Source organism: Micromonospora rubida (assembly GCF_009908295.1).
GTDB classification, from domain to species: Bacteria; Actinomycetota; Actinomycetes; order Mycobacteriales; family Micromonosporaceae; genus Micromonospora; species Micromonospora rubida.
This window is the reverse complement of sequence record NZ_JAAALO010000003.1, coordinates 731653-750385: the sequence shown is the minus strand read 5'-3', so window position 1 is coordinate 750385 and position 18733 is coordinate 731653. Positions and strand designations below refer to the sequence as shown.

At 73.1% G+C, this 18733-nt stretch carries 17 protein-coding genes and 1 pseudogene; 2 read left to right on the top strand and 16 right to left on the bottom strand.

Translation table 11 applies throughout. The features are described 5' to 3' along the window. Positions 1-5 precede the first annotated feature (5 nt). The 8 genes and pseudogenes from lepB to proS all read right to left on the bottom strand — a co-directional run bounded on the left by lepB (position 6) and on the right by proS (position 6116). Positions 6-874 (bottom strand): annotated as a pseudogene (gene lepB, locus GVV04_RS13065) (signal peptidase I). Between the two features lie 196 nt (positions 875-1070). Continuing rightward, positions 1071-1427, bottom strand: a complete 357-nt coding sequence (rplS, locus tag GVV04_RS13060; RefSeq protein ID WP_161687914.1) for a 50S ribosomal protein L19 — start codon at positions 1425-1427, stop codon at positions 1071-1073. A gap of 141 nt (positions 1428-1568) precedes the next feature. Then, a complete protein-coding gene (gene trmD / locus GVV04_RS13055) occupies positions 1569-2372 on the bottom strand; it encodes a tRNA (guanosine(37)-N1)-methyltransferase TrmD (protein ID WP_161687912.1) in 804 nt (267 codons plus the stop codon). Positions 2373-2391: 19 nt separating this feature from the next. Further along, positions 2392-2949 carry a ribosome maturation factor RimM gene (gene rimM, locus GVV04_RS13050; protein WP_161687910.1) on the bottom strand — a complete coding sequence of 186 codons (558 nt, stop codon included), beginning with the start codon at positions 2947-2949 and terminating at the stop codon, positions 2392-2394. After that, positions 2949-3182: an RNA-binding protein gene (locus GVV04_RS13045; RefSeq protein WP_161687908.1), complete on the bottom strand. Its 234-nt coding sequence runs from the start codon at positions 3180-3182 to the stop codon at positions 2949-2951. The genes rimM and GVV04_RS13045 overlap by 1 nt, the downstream gene beginning before the upstream one ends. 1 nt (position 3183) lies before the next feature. Continuing rightward, the gene (rpsP, locus tag GVV04_RS13040; RefSeq protein ID WP_161687906.1) at positions 3184-3675 is read right to left on the bottom strand and encodes a 30S ribosomal protein S16; all 492 of its coding nucleotides are present in this window, start codon (positions 3673-3675) and stop codon (positions 3184-3186) included. Positions 3676-3947: 272 nt separating this feature from the next. After that, positions 3948-4595, bottom strand: coding sequence for a DUF402 domain-containing protein (locus GVV04_RS13035; RefSeq protein WP_161687904.1), 648 nt, complete (start codon positions 4593-4595; stop codon positions 3948-3950). A gap of 114 nt (positions 4596-4709) precedes the next feature. Beyond that, positions 4710-6116, bottom strand: a complete 1407-nt coding sequence (gene proS / locus GVV04_RS13030; RefSeq protein WP_161687901.1) for a proline--tRNA ligase — start codon at positions 6114-6116, stop codon at positions 4710-4712. A gap of 186 nt (positions 6117-6302) precedes the next feature. On the opposite strand from proS, the gene GVV04_RS13025 reads away from it, so the two are divergent. Next, positions 6303-6902, top strand: a complete 600-nt coding sequence (locus GVV04_RS13025) for a TetR/AcrR family transcriptional regulator (RefSeq protein WP_161687899.1) — start codon at positions 6303-6305, stop codon at positions 6900-6902. Here GVV04_RS13025 and GVV04_RS13020 read toward each other — a convergent pair. From GVV04_RS13020 to ftsY, 8 genes are all read right to left on the bottom strand, one after another. Beyond that, positions 6868-7953, bottom strand: a complete 1086-nt coding sequence (locus GVV04_RS13020; RefSeq protein WP_161687896.1) for an amidohydrolase family protein — start codon at positions 7951-7953, stop codon at positions 6868-6870. The genes GVV04_RS13025 and GVV04_RS13020 overlap by 35 nt on opposite strands. A gap of 18 nt (positions 7954-7971) precedes the next feature. Then, a complete protein-coding gene (locus GVV04_RS13015) occupies positions 7972-8148 on the bottom strand; it encodes a hypothetical protein (RefSeq protein WP_235965981.1) in 177 nt (58 codons plus the stop codon). A 68-nt stretch (positions 8149-8216) separates the two neighbouring features. Next, positions 8217-9776, bottom strand: a complete 1560-nt coding sequence (gene ffh, locus GVV04_RS13010; RefSeq protein WP_161687894.1) for a signal recognition particle protein — start codon at positions 9774-9776, stop codon at positions 8217-8219. A gap of 241 nt (positions 9777-10017) precedes the next feature. Continuing rightward, positions 10018-12462 (bottom strand): [protein-PII] uridylyltransferase, encoded by a 2445-nt coding sequence (locus GVV04_RS13005; protein WP_161687891.1) that lies wholly within the window; start codon positions 12460-12462, stop codon positions 10018-10020. 15 nt (positions 12463-12477) lie between these two features. Next, positions 12478-12816, bottom strand: coding sequence for a P-II family nitrogen regulator (locus tag GVV04_RS13000; RefSeq protein ID WP_174537509.1), 339 nt, complete (start codon positions 12814-12816; stop codon positions 12478-12480). A 25-nt stretch (positions 12817-12841) separates the two neighbouring features. After that, the gene (locus GVV04_RS12995; protein ID WP_161687889.1) at positions 12842-14254 is read right to left on the bottom strand and encodes an ammonium transporter; all 1413 of its coding nucleotides are present in this window, start codon (positions 14252-14254) and stop codon (positions 12842-12844) included. 538 nt (positions 14255-14792) lie between these two features. Next, on the bottom strand, positions 14793-15656 hold the full coding sequence (locus GVV04_RS12990) for an aminoglycoside phosphotransferase family protein (RefSeq protein ID WP_328822349.1): 864 nt from the start codon (positions 15654-15656) through the stop codon (positions 14793-14795). A 7-nt stretch (positions 15657-15663) separates the two neighbouring features. Then, complete coding sequence (gene ftsY / locus GVV04_RS12985) at positions 15664-16854, bottom strand: signal recognition particle-docking protein FtsY (protein WP_161687883.1); 1191 nt, start codon at positions 16852-16854, stop codon at positions 15664-15666. Positions 16855-17000: 146 nt separating this feature from the next. Between ftsY and GVV04_RS12980 the strand changes: the two genes are divergently transcribed. Then, positions 17001-18716, top strand: coding sequence for an alkaline phosphatase D family protein (locus tag GVV04_RS12980; protein ID WP_161687881.1), 1716 nt, complete (start codon positions 17001-17003; stop codon positions 18714-18716). Positions 18717-18733 lie beyond the last annotated feature (17 nt).

Here is an 18733-nt window from a genome sequence, read left to right as displayed (position 1 = left end):
GGAGCCTACGTCGCCGCGACCACCCGGACCGCCCGGAACGCGCGAGGACGGACACCGTGGCCGAGACCGGGAGGAGCAGCAGCACACCGCCCGATCCGGTGGGGCGGGCCGGGGCCGGGGAGTCACCGGCAGCGGTGCCGGGCCTGGTGACCCCGGCGAAGGTCTCCGGCACCGACAGCGACGCCCATCGGGAGGACGGCCAGACCACGACGAACGCCCGGCCGATGACGTTGTCGATCGGCACCGGGCCCTGGCAGCGGGCGTCCTGGGAGACCAGCCGGTGGTCGCCCATCACGAAGATCTGGCCGGGCGGGACCACCACCTCGGCGAAGCGCCGCGACCGGCACTCACGGGGGTTCGGCGGCAGGTCCAGCGGGGAGTTCCGGATCACGTACGGCTCGTCGAGCGGGATGTCGTTGACGGTGACCCGGCCCTCGGCGTCGCAGCACTTCACCCGGTCGCCGGGGAGGCCGATGACCCGCTTGATGAAGTCCTTCTCGCCGGGGCGGCCGACCCCGACCAGGCCGCCGATCGTACGGGCGAACTTCCCGGCGATCCCGGACTCGGGCTCCTGGACCTGCTGGGCGACCCACCCGTCGGTGCCCCGGAAGACCACCACCTCGCCGCGCAGCGGGTCCCGCACGTCGTAGACGACCTTGTTGACGAGCACCCGGTCGCCGATGAGCAGGGTGTCCTCCATCGACCCGGACGGGATGAAGAACGCCTGGAGCAGGAAGGTGCGGATCAGCACCGCCAGGCAGAAGGCGACGATCAGCAGCAGGGGCAGCTCCTGCCAGAGCGGCATCTGCCGGCGGAAACGCCGGGGGCGCCGGCGCCATGGGTCGACGGCGCCGTCCTCGTCAAGGGTCCGCACCTGGCCACTCCCCGGTCCGCAGAAATGCCACTACCGCCCGGGAGCCTCGACGAGGCCCCACGGGCGGCAGTGGGACGATCTGTGGCCGCGGCTGCCGCCGCGACGCGCCGATGCCCGCCTATGCCCGTGCGAACAGCGTAACCGGGGCTGGCCCGTACGACATCCGCGCAGCTCAGGCGACGTGGCTAGCGAGCAGTCAGCTCGACTGCTTCTCGCGGCGCTCCTTGATCTTGGCCTTCTTGCCCCGCAGCTCGCGCAGGTAGTAGAGCTTGGCGCGACGGACGGCACCGCGGGTCACGATCTCGATCCGGTCGATGCCCGGGCTGTTCACCGGGTAGGTCCGCTCGACACCCACGCCGAAGCTGACCTTGCGGACCGAGAAGGTCTCGCGCAGGCCGTCGCCCTGGCGGCGGATGACGACGCCCTGGAAGATCTGGACCCGGGACCGGTTGCCCTCGACGACCCGCGCGTGCACCTTGACGGTGTCACCGGCGCGGAACTGGGGAATGTCGACCCGCTTCGACTGGGCGTCAAGGGCGTCCAGGATATTCATCGCTGTGTCCTCGTGAGGCTCACGGCACACCGTCAATCGGTGCGCGGATGGGTGATTCTGATCCCCGGGTGGCGACCGACGGGCGGCCCCGGTCGGGAATCCTCGCAGCCGCCCACGGCGCGGGCGGTTGCGGCAACCCCCCTACTTTGCCACATGCCCCGGCGGCGCCTGAAATCCGGCCCGGTCCAGAGCCGCCCTGTCCCGCTTGTCCAGGCTCGCCGGGTCGAGCGCGGCGAACATGTCGGGCCGGCGGGTCGCGGTGCGCGCCAGCGCCTCGTCGCGCCGCCAGCGGGCGATCCGACCGTGGTCGCCGGAGCGGAGCACCTCCGGCACCTCGTGCCCCCGCCAGGCCGCCGGCTTGGTGTACATCGGCGCCTCCAGCAGCCCGTGGGCGTGCGACTCCTCGTCCAGCGACCCGGCGTTGCCGAGCACCCCGGGCAGCAGCCGGGTGACCGCCTCCAGGATCACCAGCACCGCCACCTCGCCGCCGAAGAGCACGTAGTCGCCGAGCGACACCTCGGTCACCCGCATCCGGGTGGCGGCGTGGTCGAGCACCCGCTGGTCGATGCCCTCGTACCGGCCGCAGGCGAACAGCAGGTGCGACTCGCCGGCCAGCTCGTGCGCCATGGCCTGGGTGAACGGCTCCCCGGCCGGGGAGGGCACCAGCAGCCGGGGCAGGGTCGGCCCGTCGGGGGTCGGCCCGTCGGGGGTCGGCTCCGCCGGGGCGAGGGCGTCGAGCGCGGCCCCCCACGGCTCGGGCCGCATCACCATGCCGGGTCCGCCGCCGTAGGGGGTGTCGTCGACGGTGCGGTGCACGTCGTGGGTCCAGCCCCGCAGGTCGTGTACGGCCAGCCGCAGCACGCCGTTGGCCCGGGCCCTGCCGATCAGGGAGAGGTCCAGCGGCGTGAAGTACTCGGGAAAGATCGACACGACGTCGACGCGCATGCGCGGGTGCTCCAGCGGTCTAGAGATCGAACAGACCGGCCGGCGGGTCGGCGACGACACGTCCGCCGGCGACATCCACCTCGAGGACGATCGCCTTGACGAACGGGATGAGCGCGGTCCGTCCCTCGGGGCGGCGCAGCACCAGCAGGTCGGACGCGGGTGCGTGGTCGATCCGGGCCACCTCGCCGAGGTGCTCGCCGCCCGGGGTGACCACGGCGAGGCCGACGAGCTGGTGGTCGTGGAACTCCTCCGGGTCCTCCGGCGGGGCGACGCTGCCGCTGTCCACCCCGAGCAGGGTGCCGCGCAGCGCCTCGGCGACGTCGCGTTCGAGGATGCCCTCGAACACGACCAGCATCCGCCCCTGGTGCCAGCGGGCGGACTCCACGGTCAGCTCGGCCGGGACCCGGAACGGCACGCCGGGGCCGGGGGCGGGGTTGGCCGGGGGCGCCGCGCCCGGCTCGGTACTGAGTACCGAGCCGGGCGCGAAGCGTGCCTCGGGCTCATCGGTGCGCACCTCCACGGTGACCTCACCGCGAAGGCCGTGCGGCTTACCGATCCTGCCGACGATGAGCCGCATCAGTACGAGTCGACGATGTCGACGCGCACGCCACGCCCACCGATGGAGCCGATCACCTGGCGCAGCGCCTTGGCGGTCCGGCCGGACCGCCCGATCACCGTGCCAAGGTCCTCCGGGTGCACGCGGATTTCCAGCCGCTTGCCCCGACGGGAGTCGGCCATCCGGACCCGGACGTCATCCGGGTGATCGACGATGCCCTTGACCAGGTGCTCGAGCGCCGGACGCAGTTCCATGTCAGGCCTGCTCGCCAGCGTTCGTGGCGGGCTGCTCCTCGGTCTTCGGCGCCTCGGTCTTCGGCGCCTCGACCTTCGGTGCCTCAGCCTTCGGTGCCTCAGCCTCGGCCTTGGCGGCCTTCTTGGCCGGCTTCGCCGGGGCCTCGGTCAGGCCGGCGGCGGCCTTCGCCTCGGCCTCGTACGCCACCTTGCGGTCGACGCGCTCGGCCGCGACCAGCAGCGGCGGCGGGGCCGGCAGGCCCTTGAACTTCTGCCAGTCCCCGGTCAGCTCGAGCAGACGCTGCACGGCCTCGCTCGGCTGCGCGCCGACGGACAGCCAGTACTGGACCCGCTCCGACTTGACCTCGATCACCGAAGGGTGCTCCTTCGGCTGGTACACGCCGACGAACTCGATCGCGCGACCGTCACGCTTGGTGCGCGAGTCGGCGATGACGATGCGGTACTGCGGGTTGCGGATCTTGCCCATCCGCAGGAGCCGGATCTTTACGGCCACAGTTGTTTCGCTCCTGTTGCGATCTCACCGACCCAACACGGGCGGTGCACGGGTGAGCGCCGACCGGCACAGTGGGGTTTGAGCCGGAGACTGCTCGGTGGACTGGCGACGCGCCCGGGTTAGAGGGCGCCGAACGCGTGCCGGATACCAGCGACCTATTCTGCCAGATCGGGCCGGGATCCTTCACACCGGCGGGCCAGGTCACTCACCCGACCACCGGATGACGCCCCTCCGCGCCCTTTGTCCGGCTTTTCGGGCACTCGCGGCGGCGGTCAACGTGCCGGCGGACGATCCCAGCCGTCCGGCAGCTTCTCCGGCACCTCCCACCCGGGCGGCGGGGTGAAGTCGCACCAGGTGCCGTCGAACGGGAACTCGCCGGCCTCGGCGCGGGCGATCACCCGCAGCCCTTCGGCGCGCACCGCCGCCTCGTCGGCCACCCAGTAGTCGTCGGGGAAGGCCAGCCGCTCGGCGAACTCCTCCTCGTCCTTCCACTCCCAGCCGCGGTCCGGTCGGATCACCACGTCGAGGTCCTGGTCGACCATGTCCACCCCGGCCACGTCGCCGTCGTCCCAGCGGACGCCCGGCTCCTCCAGGTTGACGTACCAGTTGGCGAAGCGCCCGTCGGCGTCGGAGAACCACCAGACCGAGTGGGCCGCGCCCACGGGCAGGAACTTGAGCACCGACGGCCCGTTCCACCGCCCGGACGCCAGCCGGTACGACGACGTGACCCACTCGGCGAACGGCATCGCCCGCATCCCGAGGCCGGCCTCGGTGACCTCGTAGGCCACCGGCGAGTCGCGGGCGACGAAGATGAGCAGGCCACGCTCGTCGTCGCTGACCACCCGGCCCGCCCGGACCCAACCGATCCGGCCGTGCCGCACGTTGCGATGCATGATCAACCGGCCTGGCGCGAACGTCATGGGCACCGACCCTACCGGGGCGCGGCACGCCGGTGTTCCGACGCCCGGGCCTCGGTGGCCGGGAACGCGTCGAGGGGCGGCCGGGGGTGCCGGCCGCCCCTCGCAGGCGGTGGGTCAGTAGGCGCGGGCCAGGATGGCGACCAGGTCGGGCTCGTCCTCGGAGTCCGGGACCGAGCCGTCGGCGCGCAGCAGGCAGCGCACGGTGACGCCCTGGCCGTTCGCCTCGGCCTCGCCGGCCACGCCGACCGCCGACCACGGCACCCGGGCCCAGCCGGTGGCCGCGGCCTCGATCGCCTCGGCGAGCGTGGCGACCTCGACGGTGCGGGACTCGCGGTGCGCGAGTGCCTGGTCGTGCAGCACCCGCTGGTCGGCGTCCAGGGCGGCCAGCACCGCGCCGACCACGTCGGCCACCGGGGTGGGCGACTTCGAGCCGTCCGTACGCCGGACCACGACCGCGTTGCCGGCGGCCAGGTCGCGGGGGCCGACCTCGACGCGTACCGGATAGCCCCGCAGCTCGGCATCGACGGCCCGGCGGCCGAACGGGGTGTCGGTGCGGTCGTCGAGCGCGACCCGGACCCCGGCGTCGCGCAGCGCGTCGACCAGCTCGGCCGCCGCCTCGCCGACGCCCTCGCCGGCCTTGACCACCATCACGTACGCCTGGACCGGCGCCAGCTTCGGCGGCACCCGCAGCCCGTTGTCGTCGCCGTGGGCCATGATCAGGCCGCCCAGCATCCGCGTCGAGGTGCCCCAGGAGGTCGTCCAGGCGTGCTCCCGGCCGCCCTCGGCGGAGGAGTAGCTGATGTCGAACGCCTTGGCGAAGTTCTGCCCCAGCTCGTGGCTGGTGCCGAGCTGGAGGGCCTTTCCGTCGCCCATCATGCCCTCGCACGTGAACGTGGCGGTGGCCCCGGCGAAGCGCTCACGGGCGGTCTTCAGGCCCACCACCACGGGGATGGCGAGCACGTTGACCATCAGGTCCTCGTACGCCTCGTGCAGGATCCTCCGGGCGTACGCCTGGGCGTCGGAACGGGTCGCGTGGGCGGTGTGCCCCTCCTGCCAGAGGAACTCGCTGGTGCGCAGGAAGATCCGGGGGCGCAGCTCCCAGCGGACCACGTTCGCCCACTGGTTGAGCAGCAGCGGCAGGTCCCGGTACGAGTCGATCCACTTGGCCATGAACTCGCCGATCACCGTCTCGCTGGTGGGGCGCACCACCACCGGCTCGGCGAGCTGCTTGCCGCCGCCGTGGGTGACCACCGCCAGCTCCGGCGAGAAGCCCTCGACGTGCTCGGCCTCGCGCTTGAGGTAGCTCTCCGGGATGAACAGCGGGAAATACGCGTTCTCCGCGCCGGCCGCCTTGATCCGGGCGTCCATCTCGGCCTGCATCCGCTCCCAGATGGCGTAGCCGGCCGGTCGGATGACCATGGTCCCCCGGACCGGGCCGTTGTCGGCCAGCTTCGCCTTGGCGATCAGGTCCTGGTACCAGCGGGGAAAGTCCTCCGCTCGGGGAGTGAGCACGCGTGCCATGACCGCAGATCCTATGCGGCCCCCGCCGGACCGCCACCATCGGGCGCGACATGCCACTCCCCGAGCCACCCGCCGAGCGGCGGCCATACGGCCTGACGTGCCACTCCCGAGCCACCCGCCGACCGGCCGTCGTCGGGCCGCCCATGGCGGCGGGCCGGGTCGCCCCGGCCGTAGACTTCGACCATTATGGGTGAGTTCAGGGACGCCGCCCGGCAGCGACTGCGGGACAGCATCGTCGACGCCGCCCGGGCGCAGACCGTGGCCGGCGGCTGGGACGGCGTCCGGATGGGCGAGGTGGCCGGCGCGGCCGGGGTGAGCCGGCAGACCGTCTACAACGAGTTCGGCAGCAAGGCGGGGCTGGCCGAGGCCCTCGCCCGGCGCGAGGTGGACCGCTTCGTCACCGACGTGCGGGCCAACCTGGACGCGCACGGCGACGACGTCCGGGCCGGGGCGTACGCGGCGATCTCGCACACCCTCGCCGCGGCGGCGGACAACCCGCTGCTCAAGGCGATCCTGACCAGCGCCCGGGGCGGCTCGGACGAGCTGCTGCCGTACCTGACCACCCGCGCCGAGCTGGTGCTCACCGAGGCGGCCGGAGCGCTGCTGGACTGGGCCACCGTCCGCCTCCCGACGGCCGACCCGGCCGCCCTGGCGTTCGCCGCCGACACCATCGTCCGCCTGGTGGTCAGCCACATCGTGCTCCCCCGCTCCCCAATCGACCGAACCGCTCAGTCCCTGACCGACCTGGCCCTCACCCTCTTCGGAGGGGGTGGCCGCGGAGAATGATCCGGCTGGGGGTGCGGACCACCGACAGGTTCCGGCGGGGGTCCTCCGGATAGACGGTGAGGTCCGCGAGGCCGCCCTCGACCAGGCCCGGGAAGCCCAGCCACTCCCGCGCCTTCCAGGAGGCGGCGGCCAGGACGTCCACCGCCGACATGCCGGCCCGCTCGTGCAGCAGCATCATCTCCTCGGCGGCCAGCCCGTGGTCGATGCCGCCGCCCGCGTCGGTGCCGACGTAGATGGGCACCCCCGCCTCGTACGCGGACCGGACCACCTCGGGGAACCGGTCGCGCAGGGCGAGCATGTGGTCGGCGTACCCGGGGAACTTCGCGCGGGCCTGCTCGGCGATCCCGCCGAACGTGGCGATGTTGATCATCGTGGGGACGAGGGCGGTGCCCTGCCGGGCCATCAGGTCGATCAGGTCGAGGCTGAGCCCGGTGCCATGCTCGACCGAGTCCACCCCGGCCCGCACCATGATCTCGACGGCGGACTCGGCGAAGGTGTGCACCGCCGCCCGCGCCCCGGCGGCGTGCGCGGCGGCCACGGCGGCGGTCATCGTGTCGGCGTCCCAGGCGGGGGCGAGGTCGCCGACCCCCCGGTCGATCCAGTCGCCGACCAGCTTGACCCAGCCGTTGCCGGCGGCGGCCTGGGCGGCGACGGTGGCGGCCACCTCCGCCGCGTCGACCTCCACGCCGATGTCGCGCAGGTAGCGCTTCGGCGGGGCGACGTGCCGGCCCGCGCGGGCCAGTCGCGGCAGCTCCGGGTCGTCGTCGAGCTCCGGGTACGGGTACGGCGAGCCGGCGTCGCGGATCGCGAGGACCCCGGCGTCCCGGTCGGCGCGGGCCAGCGCGCGGGCCTGGTCGAGGGAGGTGACCGGGGCGCCGCCCCGGGCGATGCCGAGGTGGCAGTGGGCGTCGGTCAACCCGGGGAGGATGAAGCCGCCGTCGACGACCGTCTCCGCCCCGGGCACCGGGTCGAAGGTGACCCGGTCGCCGACCAGCCAGAGATCCCGGACCTCGTCGTCGGGGAGCAGCACACCGCGCACATGCAGAGCCATGTGCACAGTCCTACCCGATCACTCCCCGTCGGTGGCGAGCAGGCGGAGGTCGGCGAGCTCGACGCACATGTCCTGGTGCAGCAGGGTGGGCGACGGCAGGATCAACCTTCCGTTGATCAGTTCGTACGGAAGGTCCTTCGACAGGTCGTCGACCGTCCACTCATGCCGCTCGGGCAGGATCGGCGCTGCGGTCATGACATCTCCCCCCAGGAGGCAATATCACCCTGAGCGTCGACATTGTCGCCCACCGTCACCGACACGCGTCAGCGGGGGCCGTTGTCGCCGCCCTTGCCGAGCTTGTTGAAGTCGATCTTCGGAAGCTTGAAGCCGGGCGGGAGGCCCTGCCCGCCGGCCAGGTCGTTCGGGTCGAGGCCCGGCGGGAGCTGCGGCATGCCGCCCGGGAAGCCGCCCGGCATCCCGGCGCCCGCTCCGGTGCGCGGCCGGTTGCCGCCCTTGGTGCCCTTGCGCTTGTTCTTCGGCGACTTGGTCGCCTTGCGCCGGCCGCCGCCGGGCAGGCCCATCATGCCGCCCATCTGCTTCATCATCTTCTGCGCGTCGGTGAAGCGGTTGAGCAGCTGGTTGACGTCCATCACCGTGACGCCCGAGCCGCCCGCGATCCGGGCCCGACGGGAGCCGTTGATGATCTTCGGGTTGGTGCGCTCGGCCGGGGTCATCGACCGGATGATCGCGGTGACCCGGTCGAAGTGCTTGTCGTCCAGCTCGGCGAGCTGGTCCTTCATCTGCCCCATGCCCGGCATCATGGCCAGCACGTTGGCGATCGGGCCCATCCGGCGGACCGCGATGAGCTGGTCGAGGAAGTCCTCCAGGGTGAACTGCTCGCCGCCCATCAGCTTGGCGGTCATCTTCTCCTTCTGATCGGAGTCGAAGGCCTGCTCGGCCTGCTCGATCAGAGTGAGGACGTCGCCCATGCCGAGGATCCGGCTGGCCATCCGGTCGGGGTGGAAGACGTCGAAGTCCTCCAGCTTCTCGCCGGTGGAGGCGAACAGGATCGGCTGCCCGGTCACCTCGCGGACCGAGAGCGCGGCGCCACCCCGGGCGTCGCCGTCGAGCTTGGAGAGCACGACGCCGGTGATGCCGACACCGTCGCGGAACGCCTCGGCGGTGCGTACGGCGTCCTGGCCGACCATCGCGTCGATGACGAAGATGACCTCGTCCGGGTTGACCGCGTCGCGGATGTCGGCGGCCTGCCGCATCATCTCGGTGTCGATGCCGAGCCGGCCGGCGGTGTCGACGATGACGATGTCCCGGGCGGCCCGCCTCGCGTGCTCGATCGAGGCGCGCGCGACCTGCACCGGGTCGCCGGTGCCGTTGCCGGGCTCCGGGGCGTACACCTCGACGCCGGCGCGGCCACCGAGCACCTGGAGCTGCCCGACGGCGTTGGGACGCTGGAGGTCGGCGGCGACCAGCAGCGGCTGGTGGCCCTGGGCCTTGAGCCAGCGGGCGAGCTTGCCGGCCAGGGTGGTCTTGCCGGAGCCCTGGAGGCCGGCGAGCATGATCACCGTCGGCGACTGCTTGGCGAACTGGAGCCGCCGCCCCTCGCCGCCGAGGACCTTGATCAGCTCCTCGTTGACGATCTTGACGATCATCTGCGCCGGGTTCAGCGCCTGGGAGACCTCCGCGCCGCGCGCCCGCTCCTTGACGTTCGCGATGAAGCCCTTGACCACCGGCAGGGCGACATCGGCCTCCAGCAGCGCCATGCGGATCTCGCGCGCGGTGGCGTCGATGTCGGCGTCGGTGAGCCGACCCTTGCCGCGGAGCTTGGTGAAGATCCCGGAGAGGCGGTCACTCAAGGTGTCAAACACGCGAACATCCCGTTTGTCAGTGTTCCGGCGGGCACAACGCGGCCGGGCTCAGGTGTCCGGCCATGGCTAGGGTAGCCCGCCGCCCGCGCCCGCGCTTCGGCCCCGCCGCCGGGCAGCGGGATCGCGGCGGCGGGAGGCGGGCCCCAGGGCGGGGACGACCGTTCCCCCCTCGCCCGGCGGCCGGAACGGTCCCCCACCCGGCGGCCGGAACGGCCCCCCACCCGGCGGCCGGAACAGTCCCTCACACGGCGGCCAGGACGGCGGCCTCCAGGCGGGCCCGCTCGTCGTCGGAGGGCCAGCCGCCGACCAGGTAGAAGGCGTCCACCACGTCGCCGCCGAGGGTGGAGATGCGGGCCGCGCGAACCTGGGCGCCGGCCTCGTCGAGGGCGCAGGTCACCCGGTACAGCAGCCCCGCCGCGTCGGCGGCACGCAGCTCCAGCAGCACCGCATCGGTGGCCGCCTCCCGGTGCCAGACCACCCGGGGCGCCGCCCCGCAGCCGCGCGCCGCGAGGGCCCGGCCGCGCAGGCGCTGGGTGACCGAGACGTCCCCGGCGACCGCCCGGCGCAGGTCGCCGCCGAGGGCGATCGGGTCGGGCGGCAGGCCGTACCGGGGTTGCACCCGGAACTCGACCAGGGCCCGGCCGTCGACCGTGGCGGCGTCCGCGGCGAGCACCTCCAGCCGGTGCAGGGCCAGGCAGCCGGCCACCGTCGCGAGCAGCCCCCGCCGGTCGGCCGCGGCCACCGCCACCCGGTCCCCGGTCAGGTGTACGACCGGCAGTGGCCCGGCGACCAGCGCCGGGTCCGGGGCGGGCGGGGCGGGCAGCACGCCGGTGTCCAGCGCCGTGCGGACCCGGGTGACCAGCTCGGCGACGAGCCGGCCCTTCCAGTCCGACCAGGCGGCCGGGCCGGTGGCCGCCGCGTCGGCGCGGACCAGGGCGTGCAGCAGGTCCAGGGTGGTCGGATCGCCGACCTGCTCGGCCACCCGGGCGACGGTCACCGGGTCGGACAGGTCGCGGCGGGTGGCCACGTCGGGCAGGAGCAGGTGCAGCCGGACCAGCGTGCCGATCAGGGCCACCTCGGGCCCGGGCAGGCCGATCCGAGCGGCCACGGCCTCGGCCAGCGGCGCGCCGACGATGCTGTGGTCTGCGAAGGCGTCGACGGGCTCATGCCCGGCGGCACCCACGCCCGGCAGCCCCTTGCCGATGTCGTGCAGGAGCGCGCCGAGCAGCAGCAGGTCCGGCCGGTCCACCTCGCGGGTGTGCCGACCGGCCTCGTACGCGGTCTGCACGAGGTGCCGGTCGAGGGTGTACCGGTGCACCGGGTTGTGCTGGGGCAGGCTGCGCAGCCGGGGCCACTCGGGCAGCCAGCCGTCGATCAGCCCGTACCGGTCGCAGGTCTCCCAGGCGGGCACCAGGCCGGGACCGGCCCCGAGCAGGGTGATCAGCGCGGCGCGGGCCTCGGCGGGCCACGGCGACGGCAGCGGTGGGCAGTACGCGGCCAGCCACTCGCAGGTGGCCCGGGCGATCGGCAGTCGGGTGGTGCCCGCCGCGGCGGCCATCCGCAGCGACAGGCTCGGGTCGGGGCGGGCGCCGATGGCGGTGCGGGCCAGCACCAGCTCCCCGTCGTGCTCGACGACGTCCCGGGCGACCGGGCGGCGCACCGGCCGGGAGCCGACGCCCCTGCGGCGACCGGAGCGCAGCCGGTCGGCGGCCCGCCAGGCGTCGTCGAGGGCGTGGCTGACGGTGCGGGCGTCCCCGGCGACCCGGCGCAGCAGCGCGTCGCCGTCGCGCACGAAGGCCCCTTGCCCGGTGCCGGGCTGGAACTGCCCCGCGACGGCCCCCGCCCCCTGCCCTGCGTCGGGCTGGAGCTGCCCCGCGACGGCTTCAGGTCGCTGCGCGGCGTCGGGCTGGAGCTGCCGTAGCCCGAGCCGGGTGGCGACCCCGTCGCGTTCCTGAGCGACCAGCCGGTCGACCCGGCGGCCGGCCTGCTCGTGCAGGGCGTCGCGGGTGTCGAGCAGTCGCAGGTGGGCGGCCCGGACGGCGGGGCGCAGCGCGTCGGTGATGCCGGCGGTGGCGATGGCCCGCAGGATGCCCACGTCGCGCAGCCCGCCGGCGGCCTCCTTGAGGTCGCCCTCCAGCAGGAAGGCCAGCTCGCCGTGGGCCTGCCAGCGGGCGGTGGTGATCTCCCGCAGGCCCGGGAGGCGGCGTACGGCGGTGCGCCGCCAGTGGTCGGTGGCGGTCCGGACCAGCGTGTCGGCCAGTTCCCGGTCCCCGGCGACAAACCGGGCGTCGAGCAGGCCGAGGGCGACCTTGACGTCGTCCTGGCCCACCGAGAGCGCCTCGGCGACGGTACGCACCGAGTGGTCCAGCCGCAGCCCGGCATCCCAGATCGGGTACCAGACCTTCGGGGCCAACTCGTCCATCCCGCCCACCCCGGCATGCACCAACACCAGGTCAAGGTCCCCGTACGGGGCACACTCCCGCCGCCCGAGCCCGCCCACGGCAACCAACGCCACCCCACCCGGCCAGGGCAGCAGTCCCCCCAACCACCGCTCGAACGCCTCCGCCCGAGCCCTCCGAGCCCCCTCCCCCACCCCCCCAACAACGCCAACGACCTCGTTGATCAAGAGGTTTGTGTCACCGTCGCCGGCACTTTCCGACGCATTCCTCTTGATCAACGAGGTCATCTTCCGCATTCCGGATTAGAGGGCGTCCAGGCCGCGTTCGCCTGTGCGGACCCGGACGACCTCCTCGACGCCCGTGACCCATACCTTGCCGTCGCCGATCTTGCCGGTCCGGGCGGCACCGACGATGGCGTCGACGATCTTGTCGACGTCGATCTCGTCGGTGAGCACCTCCACCCGGATCTTGGGCAGGAACTCGACGGTGTACTCGGCACCCCGGTAGACCTCGGTGTGCCCCTTCTGCCGGCCGTACCCCTGGACCTCACTGACGGTCAGCCCGGCCACCCCGAGGGCGTGCAGAGCCTCCTTCACCGCGTCCAGCTGGTACGGCTTGATGACTGCGGTCACCAGCTTCATGTCCAACCCCTCCATCCCACGAACGTTAACCGGCGACCTTCTCGCTGACCGGCTCGGCGGGTTCCTCCGACGCCGGCTTGGTGCCGGCGGTACCGCCCGGCGACCCGATCCCGGCGAGCGCGAACGCGCCGCCGCTGCCGCTGCCGCCGGCCGGGGAGAGGTCGTAGCCGCTCTCGGCGTGCTCGGCGATGTCGATGCCCTCGACCTCGGCCTCGGGCTTGACCCGGAAGCCGATGGTCTTCTCGATCGCGAAGGCGAGCACCCAGGCGACCGCGAACGACCAGACGGTCACGATCAGGCCGGCGATCGCCTGGCGGCCGAGCTGCGTGACGCCGCCGCCGTAGAACAGGCCGTCGGAGGCGCCGACCACGTCGCTGATCGCGGCGTTGACCGAGTTGGTGGCGAACAGGCCGAGCCACAGCGACCCGATCCAGCCGCCGACGAAGTGCACGCCGACCACGTCGAGGGAGTCGTCGTAGCCGAGCTTGTACTTCAGGCTGATGGCGAGCGCGCAGACCACGCCGGCGACGATGCCGAGCAGGACCGCGGCCCAGGGTGCGATGAAGCCACAGGCCGGGGTGATCGCGACCAGGCCGGCGACGGCGCCGGAGGACGCCCCGACCATGGTCGGCCTCTTGTCCTTGATCCACTCCACCGCGAGCCAGCCGAGCACCGCCGCGGCGGTGGCGAGCTGGGTGTTGATGAACGCGAGCCCGGCGACCGAGTCGACGGTCAACTCCGAGCCGGCGTTGAACCCGAACCAGCCGAACCAGAGCAGGCCGGCGCCGAGCGCGACCAGCGGGATGTTGTGCGGCTTCATGCCCTCGCGGGGCCAGCCCAGCCGCTTGCCGAGCACCAGCGCCACGGCCAGGGCCGCCGCGCCGGCGTTGATGTGTACCGCGGTGCCACCGGCGAAGTCCAGCGCATGGATGTCGCCGCCGATGATGCCGCCGCCCCACACCCAGTGCGCGACCGGGAAGTAGACCAGCGTCGCCCAGCCGAAGGCGAACAGCAGCCAGCCGCCGAACCTGGCCCGGTCGGAGATGGCGCCGCTGATCAGCGCGACGGTGATCACCGCGAAGACCATCTGGAACGCCATGAACACGTACAGCGGGACCCCGATGCCGCTGGGGTTCTCCGCGGTGGCGCCCCACAGGTCCGTCTCGGCCAGGAAGGTCTTGGTGCCGAGGTACGCGCCCGGGTCGCCCCAGAATCCGTTCACGTCGGCCCCGAAGGCGACGCTGAAGCCGTAGAACCACCACAGAACAGAGATGAGCCCGATGGCGGAGAAGCTCATCATCATCATGTTGAGCACGCCCTTGGCCCGGTTGAGCCCGCCGTAGAACAGCGCGAGCCCGGGCGTCATGAGCAGCACGAGCGCGGTCGAAACCAGCAGCCAAACGGTGTTGGCGCCGTCGATCGTCGGTGCTTCAGGCACGCTGGCCTCCTAAAGGTGAAGTTCCCTCCTTCGCGGCTTCCGGGGCAGCGTCGCCCGTACGCCGGATGCGCGGAAGCTTGGTCGCCTCCTGTTTCCTTCACCGTCACCCGTCGATTTCCAACCCGTGACGCTGTGTTTCATACGTGTGAAGAACTCCTCACCGCCACCAGCCCACCCCTCCCATCTCCCCTCCCCCCACGGCTCCGGCAAAGTCGTGAGGGTCTCCGGCTTGGCAGCCCCCCGGGGATGCACGCCCTGCCGACATCATCGACACCTGCCACGGGTCGCCCTTCGACTTTGCCCGTTCGACGCGGTCGAGCCGTCGAAGTACCGCCAGGCCCCGCCCCGCCTCGTCCTCCCCGCACTTTCACGGAAAGAGTGGCCATCCCCGTCGGAATGACCACTCTTTCCGTGAAAGTGCGGGCGCAGGGCGCGCGGGCGCGCGGGTGCGGGGCGCGCGGGCGCGCGGCGCGCGGGTGCGGGGCGCGCGGGTGCGGGGCGCGCGGGTGCGGGGCGCGCGGGTGCGGGGCGGGTGAGGTTAGCGGAGGGCGTACTCCAGGGCGTGGCGTTCGTAGTCGAGCAGGCGCAGGTCGCGCATGGGGCGCCGGAGGTGACCCTTGTGCACGATCCGGACGAACGCCGGCTCGCCTGCGGCGGCCATCCGGCGGATGCCCTCGACGTGGTCGACGACGCGCTTGCGGATGGTCCGGATCAGCCGGTGCCGGTCGCGCGGGATCAGCCCGTACGCGTCGGCGAACAGCCGCAGCCGGCGCGGCCGGTCCGGGCGATTCCAGCCCAGCGTGATCGAGTCCCGGTCGGAGAAGATCGGCACCCAGGTCCAGGCCGCGTACGCCACGTCGTAGATCCGCGCGCCCGGCGAGGCGAGGTCGAAGTCGATCAGCCCGAGGGTGCCGTCCGGCCGCCAGATGACGTTGTGCGGGGCGGCGTCGTGGTGGCAGATCACCTCGGTGTCCGGCGGCGGCGGCCCGAAGGAGCGCCACACCGCGCCGGGCGGCGGGGCGAAGCCGTACTGGGCGTCGTGGAACATCCGCAGCATGGTGGCGACCGTCACCAACGCCTCGTCGGTGACCCAGTGCGGGGCCAGCGGGTACTCCCCGCACTCCCCCTCCAGGTACGACAGCACCTCGCGGTTGCGCTCGTCCATCCCGAGCGCCCGGGGGGCGCCGGTGAACCCGACGTACTCCAGGTGGCGCAGCAGGGCGTGCACGGACGGGGTCCACGGCCCGGCGTTGCGCCGGACGGTGTCGCCCACCCGGACCACGGTGCTCACGTTCCCGCCGTGCAGCGGGATCTCCTGCGAAGTCACGTACGGTCTCCCGAGGCCCGGCGCCGGGTGGCGGTCCTCGCGCCATCCGGCGTGGGCGCGATCGTCACTGGTCACTGCGAGGTTACGCGTCCCGGGCGAGCGGCTCGGTGCCGAGCAGCGCGTCGACGAACTGCGCCGGGTCGAACGGGGCCAGGTCGTCCTTGCCCTCGCCGAGGCCGACCAGCTTGACCGGAATGCCGAGCTTGCGCTGTACGGCGATCACGATGCCGCCCTTGGCGGTGCCGTCGAGCTTGGTCAGCACCACACCGGTCACGTTGACCACCTCGGTGAAGACCCGGGCCTGCTCAAGGCCGTTCTGGCCGGTGGTGGCGTCGAGGATGAGCAGGGTCTCGTCGATCGGGCCGTGCTTCTCGACGACGCGCTTGACCTTGCCCAGCTCGTCCATCAGGCCGATCTTGTTCTGGAGCCGGCCGGCGGTGTCGATCAGCACGGTGTCCACGCCGGTGTCGATGCCCCGCTTGACCGCGTCGAAGGCCACGCTGGCCGGGTCGGCGGCCTCCGGCCCGCGGACGGTCTCCGCGCCGACCCGGCCACCCCAGGTCTCCAGCTGGTCGGCGGCGGCGGCGCGGAAGGTGTCGGCCGCGCCGAGCAGCACGGTACGGCCGTCGGCGACCAGCACCCGGGCGATCTTGCCGCAGGTGGTGGTCTTGCCGGCGCCGTTGACCCCGACCACCAGCAGCACCGCCGGGACGCCGTCCTTCGGGGCGGTCAGCAGCGACCGGTCCAGGCTCGGGTCGAGGGCGTTGACCAGTTCGGCGGCGAGCAGGGCGCGCAGCTCGGTGGCGGACCGGGTGCCGAGCACCCTGGTCCGCTCCCGGAGCCGGTCGACGATGTCCCGGGTGGCGTCGATCCCGACGTCGGCGGTGATCAGGCTGTCCTCGATCTCCTCCCAGGCGTCCTCGTCGAGGTGGTCGCGGGAGAGCAGCCCGAGCAGGCCCTTGCCGAAGGCGTTCTGCGAGCGGGACAGCCGGGAGCGCAGCCGGACCAGTCGGCCGGCGGTCGGCTCGGGCACCTCGACGGTGGGCGCGGGCGCCTCCACCACGGGCGGCGGCTCGACCAAAATCCCGGTGGAGAGGTCGGACTCGGATGCCTCGACGGGCGGCCCGGCGAGGTCCTCCTCGGCCCGGGTGTCCACCTCCGTCTCAGGCAGCGGCGGTTCGGGGCGCCGACGCAGCCGTGGCACCACCAGCCCGAGGCCGCCGAGGATCAGCACGCCGAGCAGGGCGAGCGCGATGAGGAGGTATTCCTTCATGCCGAAATCCTGTCAGATGCCGGCAGCGGCGTCCCAGCCACCGCACCTGGCCGGCGTGCGAGCTGCGAGTACGCTCGCCCAGCCGTGGCTGGCGCAGCCGCCGACCGGGTAGAAATGACGAGATCGGCTCACCCTGGAGGTCATTCATGCCGGCTCCCCGCCTGCTCATCGGCCCGTTGCTGCGCCGGGTCGTCGGCACGCGGGCCACGATCTGGGTGGAAACCAGTGCGCCCGCGACGGTCCGGGTCCGCACGGCCGACGGCGCCGAGGGCTCCGCGGCCACCTTCTCGGCGTACGACCACCACTACGCGCTCGTCGTGGTGACAGGGCTCACCCCGGACAGCACGACGGCGTACGAGGTGCTGGTCGACGACGAGGTGGCCTGGCCGGAGCCGCGCGACGGCTTCCCGCCGTGCGTGATCCGTACCCGTGCCGTCGACGACCTGGACCAGCCGGTGCAGTTGGTGTTCGGCTCCTGCCGGGAGACCACCCAGCACTCGACCGCCCGAAAGCTGCCCCCGGACGCGCTCGACGCGTACGCCCGGCGGTTGATGGCCGACCCGGACCAGGCCGCCGCCCAGCCCGACCTGCTGGTGCTGCTCGGCGACCAGGTCTATGCCGACGTGACCTCCCCCACGGTCCGGCGGCTGCTGAAGCGGCGCCGTCGGCGGCCCAAGGGCGCGCCACGCGACCAGGTGGTCAGCTTCGACGAGTACACGAAGCTCTACCTGGAGTCGTGGCGGGACCCGGAGATCCGCTGGCTGTTCTCCACGGTCCCGAGCGTGATGATCTTCGACGACCACGAGGTCATCGACGACTGGAACACCTCGGCCGAGTGGCGGGCCGACATGCGCGACCAGCCCTGGTGGGCGGAGCGGATCAGCAGCGGCCTCGCCTCGTACTGGGTCTACCAGCACCTGGGCAACCTCTCGCCCGACGAGATCGCCGCCGACCCGGTCTTCGCCAGGGTCAGCGCGGCGGAGGACGCCACCGGCGTGCTGCGCGAGTTCGGGCAGCGGGTCGACACCGAGGCCGACCTCGCCCACGACACCGAGCGGTGGCGGGCCGTGCAGTACCAGTGGAGCTACGCGCTGGACCTGGGCCGGACCCGACTGGTCATGCTGGACAACCGGTGCAGCCGGGTGCTGGAGCCCGGCCAGCGGGCGATGCTGCCCCCGGGCGAGTGGTCGTGGTTCCTCGACCGGGCCCACGGCGTCTACGACCACCTCGTGGTCGGCGCGTCCCTGCCCTGGCTGCTGCCGCCGGGCATCCACCACGTGGAGGCGTGGAACGAGAAGCTCGCCGACTCCCGACAGCGCCGGGTCGCCCGGCTGTCGGAGAAGCTGCGCCGGGCGCTGGACCTGGAGCACTGGGCCGCGTTCCGCCGCTCGTTCGACGCGCTCGGCGCCCTCTTCGCCCGCATCGGCAGCGGCACCCCCGGCGAGCCCGGCGAGCGGGTCGGGGCCGGGCCGGCGTACGCGCCACCGGCGTCGATCAGCGTGCTCTCCGGCGACGTGCACCACTCGTACGTGGCGCGGGCGCGGTTCGACGACCCGGACGTGGTCACCCCGGTGCACCAGCTCACCTGCTCGCCCATCCACAACCAGGTGCCCGCCGGGGTGCGCCCGCTGATGAAGCTGGGCTGGCTGTCCGGGCCGACCGGGGCCACCCGGGCCCTCGCCCGCACCGCCGGGGTCCGCCGCCCGCCGTTTCGGTGGAAGCGGCTGGCCGGGCCGTACTTCGGCAACGCGGTCGCCACGTTGGTACACGCGGGGCGGACGGCCGAGGTGACCATCGAGGGCACCACCAGCGCGGGCCACCTGCGTGAGGTGATGCGGCAGCGCCTCACGTCCGGCGACTGACCTTCCGCCGTACCGCC